The following is a 22707-nucleotide window of genomic DNA, read 5'->3' as shown; positions in this document are numbered from 1 at the left end:
CCCAATCTCTTTGCACGGCTTTCCCCGTGGCCTTGTCCAGCCAACGGCGGCGCTTAATGTGGAGAAAGACTGATTTTCCTCGTAATGGGAAATCCTGGACGACGATCTCCTTATGAAAGCCATGACCTATTAAAATGCGATGTTTTTCCTCTTTAGGTGTATCCTTCTTTTCTTCAAAATATAAATGAAGGGTACCCTCTTCTGTTTTATGGGAGACAAGATTAAAGTGGGTTATTAATAGTTCAGGCAGTATAAGCTTTAATAGGTCGATAGATAATTCCAATGCTGTTCGTTTTTCTGCAAATATCGAACTCCTATTTCAATTCACACACAACTTTTGTGCTTGATCCAGAAACGCTTTCCCCATAAGCAGAAAAGGGATCCGTCAACAAGATATTAAGCCCTGGCCTATCAGCGGGCCGAATATTCCTTGGTTATTACAGGCAGTTATATCATTTTATTCAAATTATTATTTAATAAAATTCCACACCTGTACATCTACTTCTACCTCTGAATTATTAGATGGATGTTTTCTTGTTAATTTATAGGTTAATTTCGTGTTGTTGTGAAAATCTATATTTAAAAACTCTTGATTAGCTTGTTCTACAATGCTTTGAAAAATTATTTTTGCAGAAAGATCACTTACTTCTAAAGTATTTCCTGGAATAGCTTTAGTCATCATCCAATCTTTTTCTAAGAATAGTTCTGTAGCTTGGGTTGCACCTTCTGTATTGGGAGTAACCGTCATGTTCGTATAAGTTTCCAGCGTATAACTGTAAATAGTGGTGGCTTCATCATCGTCACTATTGCAAGATGTGAAAGATAATAGGGTGAAAACACTAAAAAACAGAATTATTAATCGCTTTGCGAAAATTTTCATTTTGATAAATTTAAATTGTCGTTATTATAAAAGACTATTTTCTATTTAGAACTATGACTTCTGATTCGTCTTCCATAGAAATCTCTTTCGTAGTGATCGTATTATTGTTATTACTGAATAAAATATTAATTTGTTGTATTAAAGTAGCTCCATTATTTTTTATAGAGTAGACATCATTTCCTTTATTCTCCCAATTGCCTCTTATTAATTCTTGCTTGTCACAATTATTTTCTGAATTTACGTTATAACCTTCTAGAATATAATTTCCGTCTTTTAGAAAAAGAATTTCTGTTTTTTTAGTGCATTCATTTACTGGGGCTTCATTAATTGTAACAATATTCCAAACACCAATAATAGGATCTTCAGAAATAGGGTCATCACCCTTACTACAACTTGTTAAACAAATCATGGCAAGTATAAATACATATAATACATTTTTCATTTCTATTTGATTTTTTAAAATTAGCGGGCAAGTAGCGCCTTATTTTTAGAGCGCGAAAATAAAATAAAAAAGTTCGAGCTAGCCTTATTCAGCCTCTTTTAACATTTCTTTACACTGCTTGGGCGTAATGCCTTCTTGTTTTTTGAATTCGGTATAAAATATTGACCTATTGTTGTTTTACATCTCCCTCGTACAGTTTTACAATAAATTAATTAGACAATACTTAAAGGTATTGAACAGTGGGCTAATACCTGCTTGAAGCTACCTTTAGGTTCAGTTCAATAACTAAGGCTTCATGTTGGACCATACCGGCCACACGAACACAGTTCTACGTTTTTAACCATAGTTTTTTTATTAATTTTTTAAACTATTCAAAAGTTCTTTCCAGTCATACTTTTCTTTATTAGCAGTATTCCATTTCTCAACTTCTGATAGCATTATGTCAATTTTACTTCTATCAATCCAGTTACCGTCAACGAATACACCTGAAATTTTCCTTGTATTGCATATTTTTTCTAAAGGATTTTCATTAAGTAAAATTAAATCTGCCAACTTACCAGTTTCAATAGTTCCTATTTTATCATCAATTCTAAGCCATTCAGCACCTAATCTAGTTGCAGAAGTCAAAGCCTCTTCATTCGTTAAGCCTGCTTCTACTAACAATTTGAGTTCATCGTGAAGTGAAAATCCCAAAACAATACCAGAAATTCCAGCATCTGTTCCTGCAACCATAGGTACGTTAGCTTTTTTAAAAGCTTTTACAATAAGGATGTGAAAGCCCATCAATTCTTTATAATATGTTATTAAGTCATTTGAAGCACCATAATAACTATTAGAGGTTAGCCATTTATTTTGCATCAATGGATGTACGTACTTAAAACCTTGTATATTTTCAATATTTTTTAGTGATTTGGCTTGTTTTTCAATAGCCACCATATTGGACAAGTTTGGAATTAACCAGGTACCATTTTTTTTGGCTAAACGTGCGAATTCTTGTGCTTTTTCATAACTATAATCGTCTGTTTGTTTTGATAATTCTTCTGCGTGTGCAATTAAATCAAAGTGAGGTACAAAAAAATCCTTGGCTTCTTTCCCTTTGAAAGCGATTGGAATATGCCCTACTACTTTCATATTTTGTTTTTCGGCTTCATTTATTACTGCTTTGAAAGTTTCTTCATTTAACCAAGTATAAACTTTTATAAACTCATAGCCCTCTTCTTTCGCAAAACGCACTGCATTTCTTCCATCAGAAGGGGTTTTTGCGGTAAGGTTAGACTTATTTCCTCCAATTACTTTGGCTAAAGCTATTCGTGGCCCAATAACATCTCCTCTGATAATTTCATTACGTTGTCCTATATGTTCAGGTCTTGCACCCAATTCAAAAACTGTTGTAACTCCATTTGCAATATATGGAGTCATATTATATTGAGTGTTGAAACTAACTAAAGGGCCTTTTGTTGGGTACATTACAAAAGGAGATCCATCTGATAATGTATGAACGTGCATATCAATAAGTCCAGGAATTAACCATTTATCTGTGCCGTCAATAATTGTTGGGTTTTTTGGTATTGACTTATTGATAGCGTATATTTTGTTATCTTTTATGACTACTGTTGCATTTTCAATGACTTTATTTTCCTTGGTCATTGGGATTACGTTCACATTCTTTATGACATAGGTAATTTCCTTTTGTTTGTTGGATTTTAAATTTGAATTGTTTTGTGCGTTTAAATTGAAGTTGATAATTGCAAACAGCACTAGAAGTTTTAAGTACTTCATTTTGAATTTTGATTGATGATTTACTTTACAAGACGGATAATCTCATTTTTTGTTACAGTTTTTTGTCCAACAGCTAAGGTTTAGTGTCGAGTAGGAAAAGGGAGTTTCACCCCGTACTTCTTACTAAAAATGTGAACAATTTAATTAGTTATAAGTCTCCCCCAGCCCCCTCTTCTTTCCAACAACATAATTATTAATTAATTTATATACTATTTCTAGATTCAAATCTAAAGGAAACCGTAAGTGATAAGGCATATTGATAAGATTAAGTTTAATATCCTAAAACAACTGGAACCGCCTGACAAGAGGCACCAACATGTTCTAAAAGATGAGTTTGTCGAGCACATAATCGCCAGGAACCAAGTCTAGGATGGTTTTAGTGGTGTCTACATTAAATCTAGACATCCTTTTGTGTAGTAAAAATGTAAGGCAGGAAAACCGCAGCAGTCCCTTAGTCGTTCGGCTGCAGGTTTTGCATATATTCACTAGGACTAAGACCTGTAGCGCTCTTAAAAGCCTTGCTAAAAGAGCTTCTACTGGAAAAACCACACTCCCAAGCCAAAGCTTCCATAGTATTATTGCTCAAGAAGTCCTTGGCAATCATTTCTTTTGCATGCTCCATCCGCAGATTATTTTTATAGGAGGTAAAACTTAGCCCATAATATTTTTTTAAAAAATATGATATATGGTGGGCAGGCATTTCCAGCTCCCGAGCGCAAAGACTTACGTTAAAATCTTTTTGCAGATACAACTTATTTTGACTAATGAGTTCCAGTTTTTCCTTGATCTCAGTTTCTTCTAGGCCAAATTTTAGATCCCCTGTTTCTCCCATACCCTTATTGGTCACTGGCGTAACTTTTTTAAATTGTGGGTATCCCTGAAGGATGGTAGGGAAATAGATGGGGATTATCCCAATACAAAACACCACTAGGTACAAGACCAAGGGTACTATGATATCGCTATGGCTGAAATTGAAGAATAAAAGGTTGAACAAGCTTTTCCCCAATATCTTTTCAACAGCATACAATATGGCCCCGAGTGACATAAACATCAGAATAGACCAAAAAGTCATCAACCACTTGTTTAAGCTCCTCTTTAGTTTGTCCTCGCGCTCCTCCTTCATAAAATTCAACAATTTCGGCAATAAGACCAACAGTGCCGCCAATTGGCAAATATGCCGCATTAGATGGTGTTGCGTTAAACCTAATAACCAATAATGAGCCTGAAGTCTATCTTTTGGATTGGTAACCGCCTTATAAAAAAGATCATCGTACACTGAATCAGGCGACAGAAAGACATAGGCAACATCTATCATGGCCAATAGCATTGGTACAAATAGGAGCAGGTGACGCTTTCTCCATCTAAATTGATCTTCAATAACAAGTAGAAAGTAAAAATATACCGGGACAAAAATTAAATTGAAAGGCACAAGAGGCCATAAAAAAAAACCAGGATATTCTTCTAGATGCCCGCCATCAATTACAAAAGCATGTAAGGCATAGAAAGACAACAAAAAATAGAAGCTTCCCAAAAAAAAAGTTGCCTTGGAATTGGTCGATTTCTTAAAAAAAAATAAGGTTGTTAAAACAAATCCAAAAATGGAGGTTATCAATAGAATATTATACAAACCGCAAGTAATTAATAATTATGTGAACCAGACTTTTTAAAATTAATTCGTCCCTACATGGCCGTGCTATAAAGGTTATGGCTCCTTGGGTTTTGAATCCAAAATTTCACACTTGTTCTACATAAGCCAAACATTTTTTTCCTGGTTCCATTTTCACCCATTTACCAAAAATAAGCCCGAGACCCCATTGTTCTATCGGGATACCCATCCTACGCAAGCTTCAAAAATCCAATATAAAAAAGAACTCTATAGACCAGTCTTCAGAACCTTCTCACCATGGAGATATATCTGCTCCCAAAGTAAGTAAAAGTAACACGTACTACCAAAATAAATGCTTATTTATAATAGAATCATCCCTGATAATTACCCCCTTTTTTTTAAAGGATACAATGTTTTTTAAAATACTTTTAAAAAAGTGTTATGGCAACTCCACATTATACCATGAACAGTTGGCATGTGAACGAAAAAATGGCAGGTACATCGCCATAAACCAAAAAATAAATAATACCAACCAACCTGTATAGATCATTATTCTACAAGGACCAAGGTTTTGCCCAATAAGAAAATATAAGGTAAAATACCCCCATCTTTTTGGGGAAGCAAAATCTAGGGTTATATTTGCAAAAAAATCATACGGTTGACAAAATCTTCTATGTTACAACTGTTTACACAGTCTCCGCAATTGCGAAAACTGCAGCAAACTATTGCAGAATTTCAAGGCGCTTCTTCAAGCAAAACAAATTTAAAAGGGCTTATCGGTTCTTCATTATCGTTTGTAATTTCTGAAACCTTCAGAAAAACACATACCCCTTTTCTATTTATATTAAACGATAAGGAAGAGGCCGCCTATTACTTAAACGACCTAGAGCAGCTATTGGGCGACAAGGATGTCTTGTTCTATCCTGGCAGTTACCGAAGGCCGTACCAAATTGAGGAAACGGACAATGCCAATGTATTGTTGCGGGCAGAAGTGCTTAACCGGATCAATTCCCGAAAAAAACCGGCCATCATCGTCACCTATCCCGATGCGCTTTTCGAAAAAGTGGTCACTAGGAAAGAGCTGGAAAAGAACACCTTAAAAATTAAGTTGGATGACACCATCTCCTTGGATTTTTTAAATGAAGTATTGTTCGAGTACAAGTTTAAACGAGTGGACTTTGTAACCGAACCGGGAGAGTTTTCTGTTCGCGGTGGTATTGTCGATGTATTTTCCTTTTCACATGACGAGCCTTACCGAATAGAATTTTTTGGGGACGAAGTGGATAGTATCCGAACTTTTGATGTAGAGACACAACTCTCTACCAACAAGGTGAAGAAGATTACCATCATTCCCAACGTTGAAAATAAATTTTTAGACGAAAACAGGGAGAGCTTTTTAAAATACATAGCTCCCGAAACTATTATATTCAGCAAAAACCTGAGTGTCATTTACGCGAGGTTGGATTCCTTTTTTGAAAAAGCAGAAGAGGCTTTTTCACAACTATCGCAAGAAATTAAACGCGCCAAACCAGTAGAGCTTTTTGCCCATTCTGGCCTTATTAAAGAACAATTGGCTGATTTTAATGTGGTTGAGATTGATGGTGAGTTCACCTCTAAAAACGCCCCAATCAGCGGAGAGACCATCGAATTCCGCACCAAACCACAGCCCTCTTTCAATAAGAAATTTGATTTATTGATAGAGAACTTAAACGAGAATCACAAAGCTAAATACACCAATTATATTTTTTGTGCTACGGAACAACAGGCCAAGCGCTTTCACGATATTTTTGAAGAGGTAGACAAAGAAGTTCATTACAAAACCATAGTACTCCCCCTATATCAGGGATTTATAGATAACGACTTAAAAATAGTTTGTTATACCGATCACCAAATCTTTGAACGTTACCTAAAATTCCATTTAAAAAATGGCTATGCCAAAAAACAGGCCATTACCCTAAAGGATCTAAACAAATTAGAAGTTGGCGATTATGTTACCCATATCGACCATGGAATCGGAAAGTTTGGTGGCCTACAAAAAATAGATGTAGAGGGCAAAAAACAGGAAGCCATCAAGTTGGTGTATGGAGAACGCGACATCCTGTATGTGAGCATACATTCTTTACACAAAATCTCCAAATTCAATGGAAAGGACGGCACCCCGCCCAAAGTGTACAAATTGGGCTCCGGAGCATGGAAAAAAGTAAAGGAGAAAGCTAAATCCAGGGTAAAGAAAATAGCCTTCAACCTAATACAATTGTATGCCAAGCGCCGATTGGAAAAGGGATTCCAATATGGTCCCGACACCTATTTGCAACACGAATTGGAAGCTTCTTTTATTTACGAAGACACACCAGACCAGACCAAGGCTACCGAAGACATTAAAAAGGACATGGAAAGCGAACGCCCCATGGACCGCCTTGTCTGTGGCGATGTAGGGTTTGGAAAGACAGAAGTAGCTATTAGAGCCGCCTTTAAAGCAATAGACAACGGGAAACAGGTCGCTGTATTGGTACCTACTACCATCTTGGCTTTTCAACACTACAGAACCTTTTCCGAGCGCCTAAAAGAGATGCCGGTAACCGTAGAATACGTCAATCGCTTTCGCACCGCAAAAGAAAAGAAAGACACTCTAGAAAGATTGGCCGCCGGAAAAGTAGACATCCTTATAGGTACCCATCAATTGGTCAACAAAAACGTCGTCTTTAAAGATTTGGGGCTTTTAATAGTCGATGAAGAACAAAAATTTGGCGTGTCGGTAAAGGATAAGCTAAAATCTATAAAGGAAAATGTAGATGTCCTTACCCTCACCGCAACCCCTATCCCGAGAACCTTACAGTTTAGCCTTATGGCAGCAAGGGATTTATCGGTTATCAATACCGCTCCGCCCAACCGTTACCCCATAGAAAGTGAGGTTATCCGTTTTAGCGAAGAAACCATCAGGGATGCTGTTACCTATGAAATTCAGAGAGGTGGCCAGGTGTTTTTTATTCACAATAGGGTAGAAAACATCAAGGAAGTGGCCGGAATGATCCAAAGGTTGGTCCCAGATGCAAAAATAGGGATCGGACACGGCCAAATGGACGGTAAAAAACTAGAAGCTTTAATGATGGCTTTTATGAATGGCGATTTTGATGTTTTGGTATCGACAACCATTATCGAAAGTGGACTAGACGTGAGTAATGCCAATACTATTTTTATCAATAATGCCAATAATTTTGGCCTTAGCGACCTTCACCAAATGCGTGGACGCGTTGGCCGAAGCAATAAAAAAGCATTTTGTTATTTCATTACCCCGCCATACGAGGTCATGACCAACGACGCCCGAAAAAGAATTCAGGCCCTAGAGCAGTTTACGGAATTAGGAAGCGGCTTTAATATTGCCATGAAAGATTTGGAAATTAGAGGTGCAGGGGATCTTTTGGGAGGTGAACAAAGCGGATTCATCAACGATATTGGTTTTGATGCCTACCAGAAAATTCTGACAGAAGCCATAGATGAATTAAAAGAAAACGAGTTTAAATACCTCTATGATGAAATAGAGAACAAAAAGAAGGTCTTTATAAAAGAAACCCAACTCGATGCCGACTTTGAGCTCCTTTTCCCAGATGACTATATCAATAATATTACTGAACGCCTAAACCTGTATACCGAACTCAACTTGGTCAAAGACGAAGAAGGCTTACAAAAGTACGAACGCGAACTGGTCGATAGGTTTGGTGAAATTCCTTCTCAAGCCGAAGATTTACTAAATTCTGTACGTATCAAGTGGATCGCCAATAATATGGGAATAGAAAAGATTGTCATGAAAAAAGGAAAAATGATCGGTTATTTCATTGCCGACCAACAGTCGGAATTTTACCAAAGCCCTACGTTTAACAACGTATTGCGATTTGTACAGAACAACCCCGGTTTAGGAAAACTAAAGGAGAAAGAAACCCGAAACGGTCTGCGATTGTTGTTGGTTTTTGATGGCATTAAATCTATAGACAAGGCATACAAAGCCATGCAGCCTTTTGAAAAAACTCAACAAACTGTGGCTTAAAACTTTGTTTTGCCAATCGCCTTATTTAATATTGTAGATTGCATTGGCAATGATACCAATGGAACCCCATGAACATGAAAATTAAAAGGTATGGTTTTTAAATATTTCTTTTTTATAGCAAGCCTCTTCCTCGCTATTAATGTAGAAGCACAGCACAACATTACGGGAACCTTGTCACCGGCATCGCACTTCAAATGGATAATTGCCTACCAATTACAACCTGGGAGCCTCAATTATACTGCGAACACGCCCGTAGAAGAAGGCAGCTTCTCCTTAACTATGCCACCAACTGCCCCGGCAGGTATATACCGCTTGGTGTATGCCGTACCTCAAGAAGAATTCTATTTTGATGTTATTTACAATGGTTGGGAAGATATTACCTTAGACTTTGATTTTAACAAGGGGATATCCTTTTCCAATTCACAAGAGAATATCTTGTACCACGATTATTTTTCGAAAATTTCGGAAGTAGAACAAGATATCATTAAATATTATTCGGAAAGAAACTCAAACAAAGACGTCCTTTCCAAATTGAACAAGAAATTATTTGCCCTTCAAAACTATTATGAAGTACAAACAAGCGGACTATTTATAGAACCTTTTATAAAAGCCAATCACCCTTATATTTCAGACGGTAACGAGTCTGTTTCGTCTTATGTAAGAAATAAAAATCGTCAATTCTTTGATCACTTCAGTTTTGAAAACCCGGTATTACAAGCCTCCAAATTCATAACGGAAAAGATCAATAACTACGTATTTACAGCCCTGCCATTAGAGCGTCTCTCCGAAGATAAACTGGAAAAAGAAATGCAGGTGAACGTAGAGGACGTAGTAACAAAAATTAACGGTACCTCCCTGCCCTTTAAAATTAAAGTCTTAAGTGAATTATGGCGAGAAATGGTTAAGAACAATCATAATGATACCGCCGATTATATCTATAATAATCACTTGAAAGAAATGGCCATCGCCACCAATAACGGTGAATTGATCAATGAAATTGAAGCCTATAACCGCTTGCGCATAGGGGCTGTCGCTCCAGAAATCACCTGGGTAGACGGTTATACCGAGAAAAAATTAAGCGATCTAAAAGGCGCTGATACCTATGTACTGGTATTTTGGAGCAGTAGCTGTCCACACTGTCTAGAGCAACTGCCATTGCTACAACAAGCGATGAAAAACCGTAAGAATACTAAAGTAGTGGCCATTGGCTTGGAAGACGACGCGGTCAACTGGAAAAAAGAGATTGCCCTGCTGCCTACTTTTATCCATGGTATTTCTTTGGGGAAATGGGAAAGTCCATATACTTCCTTATATCAAATAGAACTCACCCCTACTTTTTATATCCTAGATGATAAAAAAAGAATTGTAGCCAAGCCGTCAGATGTTATAGAAGTAAAAGAGGTTCTTAACAGCCTTTTGTAATATGCCAATAAAAAAAGCCTTGTAGATGTATATCTTACAAGGCTTTTAAATCTTTAATAGTCTTAAATGCAATATCTACCTGTTCGTCATTTACTATAATTGTAAACTCATTGGTCGTCGATATTACCTCGTATAAAACAATTCCCTCCCAGGCCAATCGCTGAAAAATAAAATAATAAATTCCAGGTACCGATACATTTTCTGCCGGTAACTTTACGGTAATCGAAGATAAGTGTTCTGCTTTCTGAGTACACTTTTCGTTCTTGAACAACTCCTCAATCGCGTCTTCCAAAATATTACTTACCACAATATTCATCTCATTTACCCCTCTGGAAGAAGTGTAAAAAACATCCTTGTTTTTATTGACCTCTTTCAATAACATGGTCTGATTCTCCAAAATTGAGTCGGAAACCAAAAATGTAAAATCGGTCAAAGAAGAACGCACCGTAATTTCACCAATATTTTTTAAAACTTTGATGATTTTATGAGTGGCCCGGAACTCCAAATCGTCCGATAATCGCTTTAAAGCCATCACAATAGCACCGTTCCTAATATCCTTTCCAAGTTCATTTTCTATCTCCGGCTTCACTATTCGAGACAGTGAGGTTAAGTTGATAATTCCCTGAGCTAGAGCGCTTTGAAGAAATGGTTTCTTCTTGATATAATCCTCAACAACAGATGATATAGTCTTCATGATCCTTAAATTTTTGGTAAAAATAACAAATTGTTACAAATAAAACAAATAATCAAAAATGATAAAATGCATTTTCGATATGCTCCATCGTAAAACCCCCCTTATCTTTAAGAATTATAAAGAGATCGAACCGCACCTCAACGTCCAAATCACGAGACACAACATAGTGGTCTGCCGTCCGTACCAACAGTTTAATTTTCTTCTTAGTAATGGTATCACCAATATCCTGTAGGAAGTCTACACTTCTAGATTTTACCTCTACAATGGCCAAAATTTCTCCTTTTTGGGCGATTATGTCTATTTCTCCTTTTAAATACCGATAATTTCTACGTTTAATAGAATAGCCGTCTTTTACCAGGTAATCTACTGCCATTTGTTCTCCTGTCTTACCAAAATCGTTGTGAGCTCCCATCGCTGTTGCTTATTTCTTACAAAAAACGTGTATTAATCTAAAAACCACCTACTTGCTCATCCAAAATTCGACCATTAGCATAATTGTACAGATAAGATTACCAAGATGTTATGAGTAATAAATATGATAAGGAATACCCCTACTAACCTAGTTTTCCAAAAACGATTGGTACGGTAAGGCTGAAATAAACAAGCAACTAAAACTACACTTCTTCTCTAGCACTGAGCTAAACACCCGATTGCACCAGGCGATGGTCCAAGGTACGCCCCGTATAGAAGAAAAAAGAAGGAATAGGGTCCAATAAAACGTCCCCTCCTTGATCGAAAAAATACAGTGCTACCCTAGCCGTAAAAATCAAACAATTCGTTAGAACTTTTAGAGCAGCCGCATATTCCCTCTACTTATTGCATGGGCCTTTGCTTTTTCCAAGGAAATTTGAGAAGGATAAAGGCTTATTTTTTTGCCTTAAAGGGCTCCCCCTCGCAAAAATCTTTATTTTTGCACCCAAATATAAATGTAATGTCGCAAAACCAGACGATTCCAGCAAGATATACCATTACTGCTGCCCTACCATATACCAACGGCCCCATACATATTGGACATTTAGCAGGTGTTTACGTACCTGCCGATATTTATGCGAGGTACTTACGGCTAACAGGAAAAGATGTTGCCTTTGTTTGTGGTAGTGATGAGCACGGAGTGGCCATTTCGATGAAGGCCAAAAAAGAAGGCGTTTCGCCACAGGCCATTATCGATAAATATCACGGTATTATAAAAAAATCTTTTGAAGATTTTGGGATCACCTTTAACAACTATTCCCGTACCTCTGCCCCGATACATCATAAAACCGCCTCTGACTTTTTTGTTAAATTATACGAGAAAGGCGATTTTATCGAAGAAACAACGGCACAGTTGTACGACAACGAAGCACAACAATTTTTAGCCGATCGTTTCGTCATAGGTACCTGCCCTAAATGTGGTCATGAAGAAGCCTATGGTGATCAGTGCGAAAAATGTGGTTCTACTTTAAATGCTACGGACCTAATAAATCCTAAATCGACTATCTCAGGGGCTATCCCTACCATGAAAGAGACCAAACATTGGTTCCTGCCTTTAGACCGCTATGAGGATTTTTTAAAGGAATGGATCTTACAAGGTCATAAAAACGATTGGAAACCCAATGTATACGGACAATGTAAGTCTTGGATCGATGATGGTTTAAAACCTAGGGCGGTAACGCGCGACTTGGATTGGGGTATCCCAGTACCGGTAGAAGGTGCCGATGGCAAGGTTTTATATGTATGGTTCGATGCTCCTATAGGGTATATTTCTGCCACCAAGGAATGGGCAGAAAGGGAAGGAAAGGACTGGGAACCTTATTGGAAAGCAAAGGACACCAAAATGGTGCATTTCATAGGGAAAGATAATATCGTTTTCCACTGTATTATTTTCCCGAGTATGTTAAAAGCCCATGGCGAATTTATTTTACCCGAAAATGTACCGGCCAACGAATTTTTAAATTTGGAAGGCAATAAATTATCGACCTCTAAAAACTGGGCGGTTTGGTTACACGAGTATTTGGAAGATTTCCCCAATATGCAAGATGTATTGCGCTATACCTTAACGGCCAATGCTCCGGAAAGCAAAGACAACGATTTTACCTGGAAGGATTTCCAAGCAAGAAACAACAATGAGTTGGTAGCCATTTTTGGCAATTTCATCAACCGTGTCGTGGTTTTGACCAATAAATATTACAACGGAATCGTTCCCCCTCCTGCGGCCTATACGGAGGTAGACAGGGAAACCCTTGAGGAGCTTAAAAAATACCCGGCAATCATCTCTAGCTCCATAGAGCGCTACCGTTTCCGTGAAGCCGGACAAGAATTGATGAATTTAGCCCGTTTAGGGAATAAATATTTGGCCGATGCCGAACCTTGGAAAGTTATAAAACAAGACGAGGAACGCGTAAAAACCATTATGTATGTAGCCTTACAAATTGGATCGGCCCTAGCGGTTTTAAGTGAGCCATTTTTACCTTTTACGGCCACTAAGCTTAAAAATATCCTTAATATTAGCCCAGCCTTGGCTTGGCAAGATGTTGCCTCAAAAGAAGCGCTACTTCCGGACGGACATCAAATTAACCAGGCCGAGCTATTGTTCAGCAAAATCGAGGACGAAACCATACAGGCTCAACTAGATAGATTGGAAGCTACCAAAAAAGCAAATGAAATTATGAATAAAGAAGTTACCCCACAAAAAGACACCATTACATTCGATGATTTTTCCAAATTAGATTTGCGTGTTGGGACCATCATTGAAGCGGAGAAAATGCCTAAGGCCAAAAAATTATTGGTCCTTAAGGTCGATACCGGTATCGATGTTAGAACCATTGTTTCTGGTATTGCAGAAAGTTTTGCTCCCGAGGATATTGTGGGCAAGAAAGTGACCGTATTGGTGAACTTGGCACCGCGGGCCTTACGTGGTGTCGATAGCGAAGGGATGATCTTAATGACCGAGAATGCCGATGGGAAAATAGTTTTTGTTAACCCAGACGAAGAAGGCGTTAGCAGTGGCGAGACCATAAATTAAAAGATGCACACACGGCCAAACGAGCCCTGTGCCAACCTTTATACTACTCATAATTGGGCCTATTTCCAATACTACTTTGGGAATAGGCCCATTTATTTTCCAACTTCCGATACCCATTTGCTTCATACTTTGGGCGTTCCCTCCTTCGTCGGGCGGGCTCTTCGCTATATCCCTTGCCATGCTGCGGGGATGCCGCTGCGATCCCTAACGCATTAAAACCATGCACGGCCAGTTTGGGCCGAATTGTTCTATTGGACCTATATGTTTGAAGACTATATAGCTAGAATTTTAATAGAAGTCCCAACTTTTGAAATGGGGCCTGCTTGTTTTATCAATGTTCAGCTTCCCCATAAAGCAATAAAACACTGCAATTATTCCTGATCCGTACCTCCTTTTAGTTACTAATAAAATTATATATTGCATGGCGGCTTGCCACAATACTGGCAAGAAAATTAAGAGGCCATAAAACAAGATCCTTTAGAAGACAATTATTTATTTTCTATGGAATCACCTTTATCTATGGCCGCTAACACTCACAAAAACACTAAGTACTAATTATGCAACTTTTAGCCTACATTGCCCAACATTCCCAAATTCCGACCAAGAGTATAGAAAACACCGTTGCTTTATTAAACGAAGACTGTACGGTTCCCTTTATAGCTCGTTATAGAAAGGAGCGAACAGGTAATTTGGACGAGGTTCAGATTGGGGATATCGTTACTCTTAAGGCTCAGTTCGAGACTTTGGAGAAACGCAAAACCGCCATCCTTAAAGTTATTGAGGAACAAGGGGCTTTGAACGATGTATTGGCCCAAAAAATAAAACAAAGCGGCGACCTTACCACCCTAGAAGACTTGTATCTTCCCTTTAAGAAAAAAAGGAAAACCAAGGCAGAAACCGCTATAAAAAACGGCTTGGAACCCTTGGCAAAAATAATCATGGCCCAACGCACGGAAAATCTTGCCAGCATCGCTACAAAGTATGTCAATGAAAATGTTTCCAATGAGGACGATGCCCTAGAGGGCGCAAGACATATTATTGCGGAATGGATCAATGAACGGGCCGATATACGGAATATAGTTAGAAGACAACTACAACGGCATGCACAACTGGGCACAAAGGTTATTGCTACTAAAAAAGAGGATGAGAAAGCCCAAAAATACAGGGATTATTTTGAATGGAACGAATCTTTAAACCGTTGTCCATCGCATAGGCTGTTAGCCATTCTACGCGCCGAAAAAGAAGGTTTTATACGCGTTAAAGTAGCAATTGAGGACGATAAGGCCATTTCGGACATTGCGGACCGCTTTATTAATGGCAACAATGCCTGTAGTGAGCAAATCAGCATAGCGGTACAGGATGCCTATAAACGCCTATTGTTGCCGTCCCTCTCTAAGGAAACCCTAAAAGCAGCCAAGGAAAAGGCCGATGAAGCCGCCATACAGGTGTTTTCCAAAAACCTCAAACAATTATTACTAGGGGCCCCCTTGGGCGAAAAAAGAATTATGGCCATTGATCCCGGATTTAGAACCGGCTGTAAGGTTGTTTGCCTAGGTGCCCAAGGCGAATTAAAACACAACGAGACCATTTACCCCCATGCCCCGCAAAACGATAGCAAGGGCGCCATAAAAAAATTGAGTTCTTTGGCCGATGCCTATAAAATAGAAGCCATCGCTATTGGGAACGGTACCGCCTCCAGGGAAACGGAACAATTGGTAAAACGAATCCAATTTAAAAACCCTATTGAGGTCTTTGTGGTCAGCGAAGCCGGAGCCTCCATCTATTCGGCTTCCAAAATAGCCAGGGAAGAATTTCCCAATTACGATGTAACCGTAAGAGGAGCCGTATCTATTGGGCGTCGTTTGGCAGACCCCTTGGCCGAACTGGTAAAAATAGACCCAAAATCTATAGGTGTGGGACAATACCAACACGATGTAGACCAGAATCAATTAAAAAACTCCTTGGATGTGGCCGTAGAAAGCTGCGTGAATACCGTTGGGGTAAATATAAATACCGCCAGTGTTGCCCTGTTGAGCTATGTTTCGGGGATAGGACCTAAATTAGCTGAAAACATTGTGGCCTATCGAAATGAAAACGGTCCGTTTAGCAGTAGAGCTCAGATAAAAAAGGTGGCCAGATTGGGGGAGAAAGCTTTTGAACAATCGGCCGCATTCTTACGGATCAAAAATGCCAAGAACCCTTTGGACGACGCCGCTGTACATCCGGAAAGTTATTCCCTAGTGAACAAAATGGTAAAAGATCAAGGGGTTGAACTTTCAGAAATTATAGGCAATAAAGAGGTCCTAAAGAAAATAGACCTTCAAAAGTATTGTACTGAAGATATAGGCCTTCCCACCTTGGAAGATATTATCAAAGAATTGGAAAAACCAGGCCTGGACCGACGTGAAAAGGCCAAGGTTTTTACCTTTAATCAAAATATAAGAACCATTACCGATGTGCAGGAAGGACAACTATTGCCGGGTATCGTAAACAACCTAACCAATTTTGGTTGTTTTGTAGATATAGGCATCAAAGAGAGTGGCCTTATACATATTTCCAACCTTTCCGATAGCTTTGTAAAAGATGTCAATGAACACGTTCATTTACACCAACAGGTAATCGTAAAAGTATTAGAAGTAGATGTTGCCAGAAAACGCATCCAATTGGCCTTACATAAATAAAAACAAGGGATTTTTCGTGCATTCTTTGATAAAAAACGATGTAGATACCCTCATAAAGATCCGACCGACAAAATGTTAAAAATAGCGCATCACCCCCTCTATAACCACCCCTTACCGGAAGGGCATAGGTTTCCTATGTTGAAATACGACTTATTGCCACAACAATTGTTAGAGGAAGGCTGTTGTGTACCCGATAATTTTTTTATGCCCAGCGTTCCCAATGACAAATATATTTTGGCGGTACACGATCCGGAGTATTTCTACGATTTGTTAAATATCAAAATCCCGCAAAAAGCCGCAAGAAAAATAGGTTTTCCGCTGACCGAGGATTTGGTAGAGCGCGAAAGAATCATAGCCGACGGCACTATAAAGGCCAGTGAATTTGCCCTGCAATACGGGATAGGGATGAATATTGCCGGGGGCACGCACCACGCTTATTCCGACAAAGGGGAAGCTTTTTGTATGCTAAACGATCAGGCCATTGCTGCCCGTTACCTACAAGGGAAAGGCTTGGCCAAAAATATTTTAATCCTCGACCTGGACGTCCATCAGGGCAATGGGACCGCAGAGATTTTTCAGAATGACCCTTCGGTCTTTACCTTTTCTATGCATGGGGCCGGCAATTACCCTTTTAAAAAGGAAACATCGGATATGGACATTCCACTGCCCAAGGGCACTACCGATGCACAATATCTTTCCATTTTAAAGGATCGCCTACCCAAGCTATTAGCCACTTTTAAACCCGATTTTATATTTTATTTAACGGGAGTAGATATTTTGGGCACCGATAAATTAGGCACTCTTAATATGACTATCGAAGGATGTAAACAACGCGATATTTTTGTTTTAGAAACTTGCCACAACCATCAAATTCCGGTGCAATGTAGTATGGGAGGCGGCTATTCCGAGGACCTAAAACTCATTATTGAAGCCCATGCCAACACCTTTAGAGCGGCACAAAATATCTATTTTTAGACGTTTCCAAATGGCTTCAATTATTCGTAACTTTAAAAAATATAACCTTAGAAAAAAAACACTGCTATGTTATCAAAAAAACTAGAAAAGGCACTCAATGACCAAGTTCGTATAGAGGCCGCATCATCTCAAGTATATTTATCTATGGCCTCATGGGCAGAAGGTAAAGGATTAGAAGGTATTGCCAATTTTATGTATGCCCAGTCCGATGAGGAGCGCATGCATATGCTTAAATTGATAAAATTCATCAACGAACGTGGTGGCAACGCCCATATTTCGGAACTAAAAGCCCCAAAAAATGATTTTGGCACTTTTCAAAAAATGTTCAATGAATTGCTCGAACACGAAATCTTTGTTTCCGATAGCATTAATGAACTGGTACATGTAACCCTTGAAGAAAAGGATTATGCCACCCACAATTTTCTGCAGTGGTATGTCGCCGAACAAATAGAAGAAGAAGCTTTGGCCCGTAATATCTTGGATAAGATCAACCTTATTGGAAATGACAAAGGCGGACTTTATTTATTTGATCGTGACATTCAGCAGATTACAGCGAACAGTGCGGCCATTACTCCTAAGGAATAGAATAACTTTAACATTAAATCTTATTTAGATTGAATTAAAATAGATATTTTTGCCGTCGATTAATTTCTGAAAAAGTGGGCAAAAAGAAAGATAAAGACCGGGAAAAGCAGGTGAAGAAAGCCGAAAAAAAGCTTAAAAAAGAGCTAAAGGCATCCAAGAAAGAGGCTCTTAAAGCATTGGTCCCCCAAGGCTGCAAGACCAAATGCTGCGAAAAGTTTAAAAAATCCGAATCTAAAAGATGTAAACGTTGCCCTTGCTTTGATTTGATGAAAAAGGTTGCTTAAATCAAATTCTTCCCAGCAGATTTTTTTTACAGCATCGTTTGGCATAGTTCCCAATTAGGTGCCTTCTCTCTAAAGATGGTGGCATACACCATTGGCAATTAAAAGGATATCTATAACCTCATATAATGGCTTCTCGATTTATTTCTGGAGGCCATTTATTTTTTTACCAATCTCAAAAAGTTATTACCCCATTCTTATCGTTTTGGGAAAAAACAAAAAAGCTCCCTACAGCTGTAGGGAGCTTTCCCATATATTGCTTTACCCGGCCTATTTGCCCAGCATTAACAACTCATTACATTTAATTTCGGTAAAATACCGCTTCTCCCCATCCTTGGTCTCATAGGACCTGGTCGTTAATTTTCCCTCAATGGCCACTTCTTTGCCCTTGATCAAATAATTTTCCACGATCTCCGCAGTCCTGCCCCATACCACCACATTGTGCCACTGGGTATCCGTAACCTTCTCCCCTTGGGCGTTCTTGTAGGTCTCATTCGTGGCAATGGAGAATTTGGCCAGTTTGCCACCGCCTTCTAGATTAATAATTTCTGGGTCGTTCCCCAAATTTCCGATCAACTGTACTCTGTTTCTAAGTGCGTTCATAATAAAAAGTTTTAATGTTAAACAGTTAATAATTTTTGATACCACAAACCTACTCCCAGGACCAAAAGTTATTCGGTTAAAAACTATTTAATTTCGCTTGTTATCGTTTGTAGTCGTTTGTAAACTCCTGTCCTTGAGAAGAAAAATACTTGCTGTTTTGGGGAATTTGTGATTTATGATGGAAAATACCAATAAAATGTAAGCACTCCATAAGCAAAACTTAATTTGGGGAAAGCAAATCTTTAATAATTAGTATCTTTCCCTTCGGAAAAAATTAATCGCCCTAGAAGAATATAGCTACAGCAATGCCTACAGAAGTTAAAATGCCCCTGTGTTTGAAATCCATGACTGTAAAGCTTCTTGCCTTCCTAACAATCTTTAAGAAATTTGCTCTTAGGGTTATCACCGTTCAAAATTATAACCAATTCCCTTTTTCTATAATAGAACACCATCCTTATTTATAAAATTAAAATCAATATACGCATGAAAAAAAATTTCATTACCATTCTCTTTTGCTCCTTATTTATTGTTGCAGTTCATGGTCAATCCGCTTCGGAAATAGCCGCTGTTTACACGGATCTCTCGGTATTTGAAACCCCCATGGCCCTATCCTTAAAAAAGAAGGTTAAAAAACGAGACATCGCCAACATAAAGAATGAGCGTTTACGAGAAACGGCGGAGGCCTTGTATGCCCAAAAATATGATGCCAATTTTCGTATGGCAAGGTATGGTGCCTACCTTTCTCCTACTGTTTTAGGACAGGAACTAATGATCGGGGACGGTTACAGCAAGTACGAAAACATTACAGGTATTTATATGCCCACCGGAAAGCAGCTTGTACTGGTCGATGGCATTGCCGCTAACACCGAAGTTGGTTTAGTCATCGTAAATTGGAACCGCAGGGCTCCAGAAGGCATAGACCCCACAAAAGACCCTGCCGGTTGGGGCATTCAAAAGAAGGAATTCAGACTGCAAAACGGGGTAAACATAGTGGAGGTAACCGATTTTGATGGCCTTGCCTACATTGATTACTTTTCTGATGACCCCGAAACCAAGAACGCCATTCAGGTCCATTTTCCTTCGGCACCGGTCAATGGCTATTTTGACAGCGCCACGGACACTGATGCGGACTGGAACAACTTAGTAGACAATGCCGTCTACCCTATTGTAGACGCTCGGGGAAAACATATCCAGATTGCCTATCCGGCAGCGGATATTAAAAAGTACGCCTATAACAGAGGCATGGAGCTCATTAATAATTACGACTCCTTAGTGTACAGGCAACACCGTATCTTAGGGTTGACCAAATATAACAAAGTTCCTAAAAACCATATTTTAGCTCGTGTAAACTACAACTATTATATGTTTAGGGATGGGGATGGCGTGGCCTATATGGGCACAGAGCCCGGTAATGCCATGGCCATGGTGGTAGACCCGAGCCGGGTAATCTCCGGGGACCCATGTTGGGGCTTTAGCCATGAGGTTGGGCATGTACATCAGTTGCGTCCTTATTTCAACTGGGGCGGTCTTGGAGAGGTCAGCAATAATATTTTTTCCCTGTACGTGACTACTTCCTACGGCAATAAAAGCCGTATTGCTAATCAAGAGAACTATAAAAAATCGCGCGAAAGCATTATTGACGGAAAAATATCTTATTTACAGGATGGGGACGTGTTTAACCGCGTAGTTCCGTTTTGGCAATTACAATTATATTTCGCCGGTATCGGAAACAATCCGGACTTCTACCCGGACCTGTTCGAAGCATTTCGCCAACAGGGAGAAGCTAAGCGCGAGAAAAACGGAAACCCAAAACGAGCAGGAGGATGGGGAGACAGAGGTAATAACCCTGCCAAACACCAACTCAATTTTGTAAAAACGGCCTGTGAAGTAAGTAAGACCGACCTTACCGATTTCTTTGATCTATATGGTTTTTTCCATATAGGCGAATTTGATTATAACGACTATGGCAACTATACTTATAAGATGACCCAAGAAATGGTAGACGCCTGTAAGGCCGAGATAAAAGCTATGAACCTACCAAAGCCAAAAATTGACATTAGTACTTTAGAAGACTAGTTCACGACACAGCTGAAGCAACCGACCTTGGTCGTAAGCCTTGAAGTTGACTAAAGGTTGTCGCTAAATTTCCCTGGCGTTTTACAAAAGCAAGATGTCCTTGGAAGGAACTAAAAGATCGGCCAATCTATTAAGATGGCCGATCTTTTTTTGTAGCAGGGGCATGTTTGCTTTGACCACTACATTCCTATGTCTATTCCGTAGATATCTGCAGTGGCACCAAAAAAGCTGTTATGGTGAATATTTACAATATTTTTGCGTTAAGGATCGCGGCGGCATCCCCGCAGCAGCGCAAGGGATATAGCCAAGAGCCTGCCCGACGTAGGAGGGAACGCCCCACTAAAAATGCCAACAGTGGGTAGCACTATCGAATTTTTTCTATTTAGATACTTTAATATAGTTGCCTAAATTGCTTATTTTACAACCTTAAAGATCATTTAAAATAAATGACGCCACAGCATACCTCCTATGAATCGATTGCTGCTAAACAGTTAAAATATTTTAATGAAGCCTATTTTTATTCAAGACCAAACCTTTACGGGCATAGATTTTACAGTAACTCCTTTAGCGAAGGGAGAATATGACAACTGTACTTTTATAGGATGCTCCTTTTCCGAGGCCGGAGTGTTTAACAATAGTTTTTTGGAGTGCGAGTTCGTGGAATGCGATTTTAGCAATGCCAATATAACCAACACCTCTTTTAACGAAGTTCTCTTTACAAAATGTAAATTATTGGGTTTGAGGTTCGATAAATGCAATCCGTTTTTGCTGTCTTTTAAATTTCAGGAGTGCAACTTAAACTTGGCTTCTTTCTATAACATGACCCTAAAAAAGATCATATTCGATACTTGTAAATTACAGGATGTAGATTTTTCGGAAACCAATTTAACTGGGGCAAGTTTTAACCACTGCGATTTAAAAAGAGCTGTTTTCGAAAGCACCATATTGGAAAAAACCGATTTTAGAACTGCCGTTAACTATAGTTTGGACCCTGAAAAAAACAGGCTAAAAAAAGCAAAATTCTCCAAAGAAGGTGTGGCCGGGCTTTTACAAAAATACGATATAAGCGTTCAATAGGCCTCAACCCCCTGATAGTCGTTTGTAATTGTTTATTTTGTACCTTCAGCCTACCCCTTAATTCCCTTTACCTTCTTATACTATAATAGTGGCTATAATTATGACGGGGAACATACAATGGTACATTGTGAATAGAAATAATAAGAAACATCCATGCTTAGTTTAAATAAGGTACACCATATCGCCATTATCGCTTCGGACTACGAAAGATCCAAAAATTTCTATATAGAGGTACTTGGGCTAACTCCTACTCTAGAAGTCTATAGAGAGGAAAGAAAATCTTATAAATTGGATTTGGCATTGAACGGGGAATACGTTTTAGAACTATTTTCCTTCCCCGACACCCCAAATCGATTATCGAGACCGGAAGCAGCCGGACTGAGGCATTTGGCCTTTGAAGTAGAGGACGTGCAAAGCGCGGTACGGCAATTAGCTTCATATGGCGTTGTTGCAGAGCCCATACGCTTGGATGAAAATACTCAAAAGCAATTCACTTTTATTTTTGATCCTGACGATTTACCGATAGAACTATACCAAAAATAAAGTCGGTTTACACCGACCTA

17 protein-coding genes are annotated in these 22707 nt (G+C 39.0%); 9 read left to right on the top strand and 8 right to left on the bottom strand.

Annotated elements, in window-relative coordinates:
* The 5 genes from BUA16_RS15510 to BUA16_RS15490 all read right to left on the bottom strand — a co-directional run.
* Nucleotides 1–283 (bottom strand): ISAon1 family transposase N-terminal region protein (locus tag BUA16_RS15510; protein ID WP_072765658.1); only part of this gene is annotated, 283 nt, incomplete at its 3' end.
* 186 nt (nucleotides 284–469) lie between these two features.
* Nucleotides 470–880 carry a hypothetical protein gene (locus BUA16_RS15505; protein WP_072765657.1) on the bottom strand — a complete coding sequence of 137 codons (411 nt, stop codon included), beginning with the start codon at nucleotides 878–880 and terminating at the stop codon, nucleotides 470–472.
* 34 nt (nucleotides 881–914) lie between these two features.
* Nucleotides 915–1322: a lipocalin-like domain-containing protein gene (locus tag BUA16_RS15500; RefSeq protein ID WP_072765656.1), complete on the bottom strand. Its 408-nt coding sequence runs from the start codon at nucleotides 1320–1322 to the stop codon at nucleotides 915–917.
* Nucleotides 1323–1676: 354 nt separating this feature from the next.
* Nucleotides 1677–3101: an amidohydrolase family protein gene (locus tag BUA16_RS15495; protein ID WP_072765655.1), complete on the bottom strand. Its 1425-nt coding sequence runs from the start codon at nucleotides 3099–3101 to the stop codon at nucleotides 1677–1679.
* A gap of 451 nt (nucleotides 3102–3552) precedes the next feature.
* Nucleotides 3553–4728, bottom strand: coding sequence for a helix-turn-helix domain-containing protein (locus BUA16_RS15490; protein ID WP_143150537.1), 1176 nt, complete (start codon nucleotides 4726–4728; stop codon nucleotides 3553–3555).
* Between the two features lie 652 nt (nucleotides 4729–5380).
* Here BUA16_RS15490 and mfd point away from each other — a divergent pair.
* Nucleotides 5381–8749 (top strand): transcription-repair coupling factor, encoded by a 3369-nt coding sequence (mfd, locus tag BUA16_RS15485; protein WP_394333080.1) that lies wholly within the window; start codon nucleotides 5381–5383, stop codon nucleotides 8747–8749.
* A gap of 90 nt (nucleotides 8750–8839) precedes the next feature.
* Nucleotides 8840–10171, top strand: coding sequence for a TlpA family protein disulfide reductase (locus tag BUA16_RS15480; protein WP_072765652.1), 1332 nt, complete (start codon nucleotides 8840–8842; stop codon nucleotides 10169–10171).
* Nucleotides 10172–10205: 34 nt separating this feature from the next.
* Here BUA16_RS15480 and BUA16_RS15475 read toward each other — a convergent pair whose 3' ends face one another.
* Together BUA16_RS15475 and BUA16_RS15470 are read right to left on the bottom strand one after the other, a co-directional pair.
* On the bottom strand, nucleotides 10206–10865 hold the full coding sequence (locus tag BUA16_RS15475; protein WP_072765651.1) for an aspartate kinase: 660 nt from the start codon (nucleotides 10863–10865) through the stop codon (nucleotides 10206–10208).
* 52 nt (nucleotides 10866–10917) lie between these two features.
* Nucleotides 10918–11277: a YraN family protein gene (locus BUA16_RS15470; RefSeq protein ID WP_072765650.1), complete on the bottom strand. Its 360-nt coding sequence runs from the start codon at nucleotides 11275–11277 to the stop codon at nucleotides 10918–10920.
* 519 nt (nucleotides 11278–11796) lie between these two features.
* Between BUA16_RS15470 and metG the strand changes: the two genes are divergently transcribed.
* The 4 genes from metG to BUA16_RS15450 all read left to right on the top strand — a co-directional run bounded on the left by metG (nucleotide 11797) and on the right by BUA16_RS15450 (nucleotide 18107).
* The gene (gene metG / locus BUA16_RS15465) at nucleotides 11797–13866 is read left to right on the top strand and encodes a methionine--tRNA ligase (RefSeq protein ID WP_072765661.1); all 2070 of its coding nucleotides are present in this window, start codon (nucleotides 11797–11799) and stop codon (nucleotides 13864–13866) included.
* Between the two features lie 557 nt (nucleotides 13867–14423).
* Entirely contained in the window at nucleotides 14424–16547 is a 2124-nt protein-coding gene (locus BUA16_RS15460) for a Tex family protein (protein ID WP_072765649.1), read from the top strand.
* A gap of 72 nt (nucleotides 16548–16619) precedes the next feature.
* Nucleotides 16620–17522: a histone deacetylase family protein gene (locus tag BUA16_RS15455; protein ID WP_072765648.1), complete on the top strand. Its 903-nt coding sequence runs from the start codon at nucleotides 16620–16622 to the stop codon at nucleotides 17520–17522.
* Between the two features lie 66 nt (nucleotides 17523–17588).
* Entirely contained in the window at nucleotides 17589–18107 is a 519-nt protein-coding gene (locus tag BUA16_RS15450) for a ferritin (protein WP_072765647.1), read from the top strand.
* A 551-nt stretch (nucleotides 18108–18658) separates the two neighbouring features.
* Here the strand turns inward: BUA16_RS15450 and BUA16_RS15440 are convergent.
* Entirely contained in the window at nucleotides 18659–18991 is a 333-nt protein-coding gene (locus BUA16_RS15440) for a single-stranded DNA-binding protein (protein ID WP_072765645.1), read from the bottom strand.
* Nucleotides 18992–19474: 483 nt separating this feature from the next.
* Between BUA16_RS15440 and BUA16_RS15435 the strand changes: the two genes are divergently transcribed.
* The 3 genes from BUA16_RS15435 (at nucleotide 19475) to gloA2 (ending at nucleotide 22687) form a co-directional block, all read left to right on the top strand.
* The gene (locus BUA16_RS15435) at nucleotides 19475–21067 is read left to right on the top strand and encodes a M60 family metallopeptidase (protein ID WP_072765644.1); all 1593 of its coding nucleotides are present in this window, start codon (nucleotides 19475–19477) and stop codon (nucleotides 21065–21067) included.
* 504 nt (nucleotides 21068–21571) lie between these two features.
* Nucleotides 21572–22144, top strand: a complete 573-nt coding sequence (locus tag BUA16_RS15430; protein ID WP_072765643.1) for a pentapeptide repeat-containing protein — start codon at nucleotides 21572–21574, stop codon at nucleotides 22142–22144.
* 153 nt (nucleotides 22145–22297) lie between these two features.
* Nucleotides 22298–22687, top strand: a complete 390-nt coding sequence (gloA2, locus tag BUA16_RS15425) for an SMU1112c/YaeR family gloxylase I-like metalloprotein (protein WP_072765642.1) — start codon at nucleotides 22298–22300, stop codon at nucleotides 22685–22687.
* Nucleotides 22688–22707 lie beyond the last annotated feature (20 nt).

It is taken from the genome of Arenibacter nanhaiticus, assembly GCF_900141935.1.
GTDB classification, from domain to species: domain Bacteria; phylum Bacteroidota; class Bacteroidia; order Flavobacteriales; family Flavobacteriaceae; genus Arenibacter; species Arenibacter nanhaiticus.
Note: the sequence above shows the minus strand (reverse complement) of the source record. Positions and strands in the feature narration are given on the sequence as shown.

Bases quoted from the DNA above. Each gene is read 5' to 3' on its own strand.
- mfd (WP_394333080.1), top strand. From the start codon at position 5,381: ATGTTACAACTGTTTACACAGTCTCCGCAATTGCGAAAACTGCAGCAA.
- gloA2 (WP_072765642.1), top strand. From the start codon at position 22,298: ATGCTTAGTTTAAATAAGGTACACCATATCGCCATTATCGCTTCGGAC.
- BUA16_RS15470 (WP_072765650.1), bottom strand. From the start codon at position 11,277: ATGGGAGCTCACAACGATTTTGGTAAGACAGGAGAACAAATGGCAGTA.
- BUA16_RS15475 (WP_072765651.1), bottom strand. From the start codon at position 10,865: ATGAAGACTATATCATCTGTTGTTGAGGATTATATCAAGAAGAAACCA.
- BUA16_RS15455 (WP_072765648.1), top strand. From the start codon at position 16,620: ATGTTAAAAATAGCGCATCACCCCCTCTATAACCACCCCTTACCGGAA.
- metG (WP_072765661.1), top strand. From the start codon at position 11,797: ATGTCGCAAAACCAGACGATTCCAGCAAGATATACCATTACTGCTGCC.
- BUA16_RS15430 (WP_072765643.1), top strand. From the start codon at position 21,572: ATGAAGCCTATTTTTATTCAAGACCAAACCTTTACGGGCATAGATTTT.
- BUA16_RS15480 (WP_072765652.1), top strand. From the start codon at position 8,840: ATGGTTTTTAAATATTTCTTTTTTATAGCAAGCCTCTTCCTCGCTATT.
- BUA16_RS15495 (WP_072765655.1), bottom strand. From the start codon at position 3,101: ATGAAGTACTTAAAACTTCTAGTGCTGTTTGCAATTATCAACTTCAAT.
- BUA16_RS15505 (WP_072765657.1), bottom strand. From the start codon at position 880: ATGAAAATTTTCGCAAAGCGATTAATAATTCTGTTTTTTAGTGTTTTC.
- BUA16_RS15440 (WP_072765645.1), bottom strand. From the start codon at position 18,991: ATGAACGCACTTAGAAACAGAGTACAGTTGATCGGAAATTTGGGGAAC.
- BUA16_RS15500 (WP_072765656.1), bottom strand. From the start codon at position 1,322: ATGAAAAATGTATTATATGTATTTATACTTGCCATGATTTGTTTAACA.
- BUA16_RS15435 (WP_072765644.1), top strand. From the start codon at position 19,475: ATGAAAAAAAATTTCATTACCATTCTCTTTTGCTCCTTATTTATTGTT.
- BUA16_RS15460 (WP_072765649.1), top strand. From the start codon at position 14,424: ATGCAACTTTTAGCCTACATTGCCCAACATTCCCAAATTCCGACCAAG.
- BUA16_RS15450 (WP_072765647.1), top strand. From the start codon at position 17,589: ATGTTATCAAAAAAACTAGAAAAGGCACTCAATGACCAAGTTCGTATA.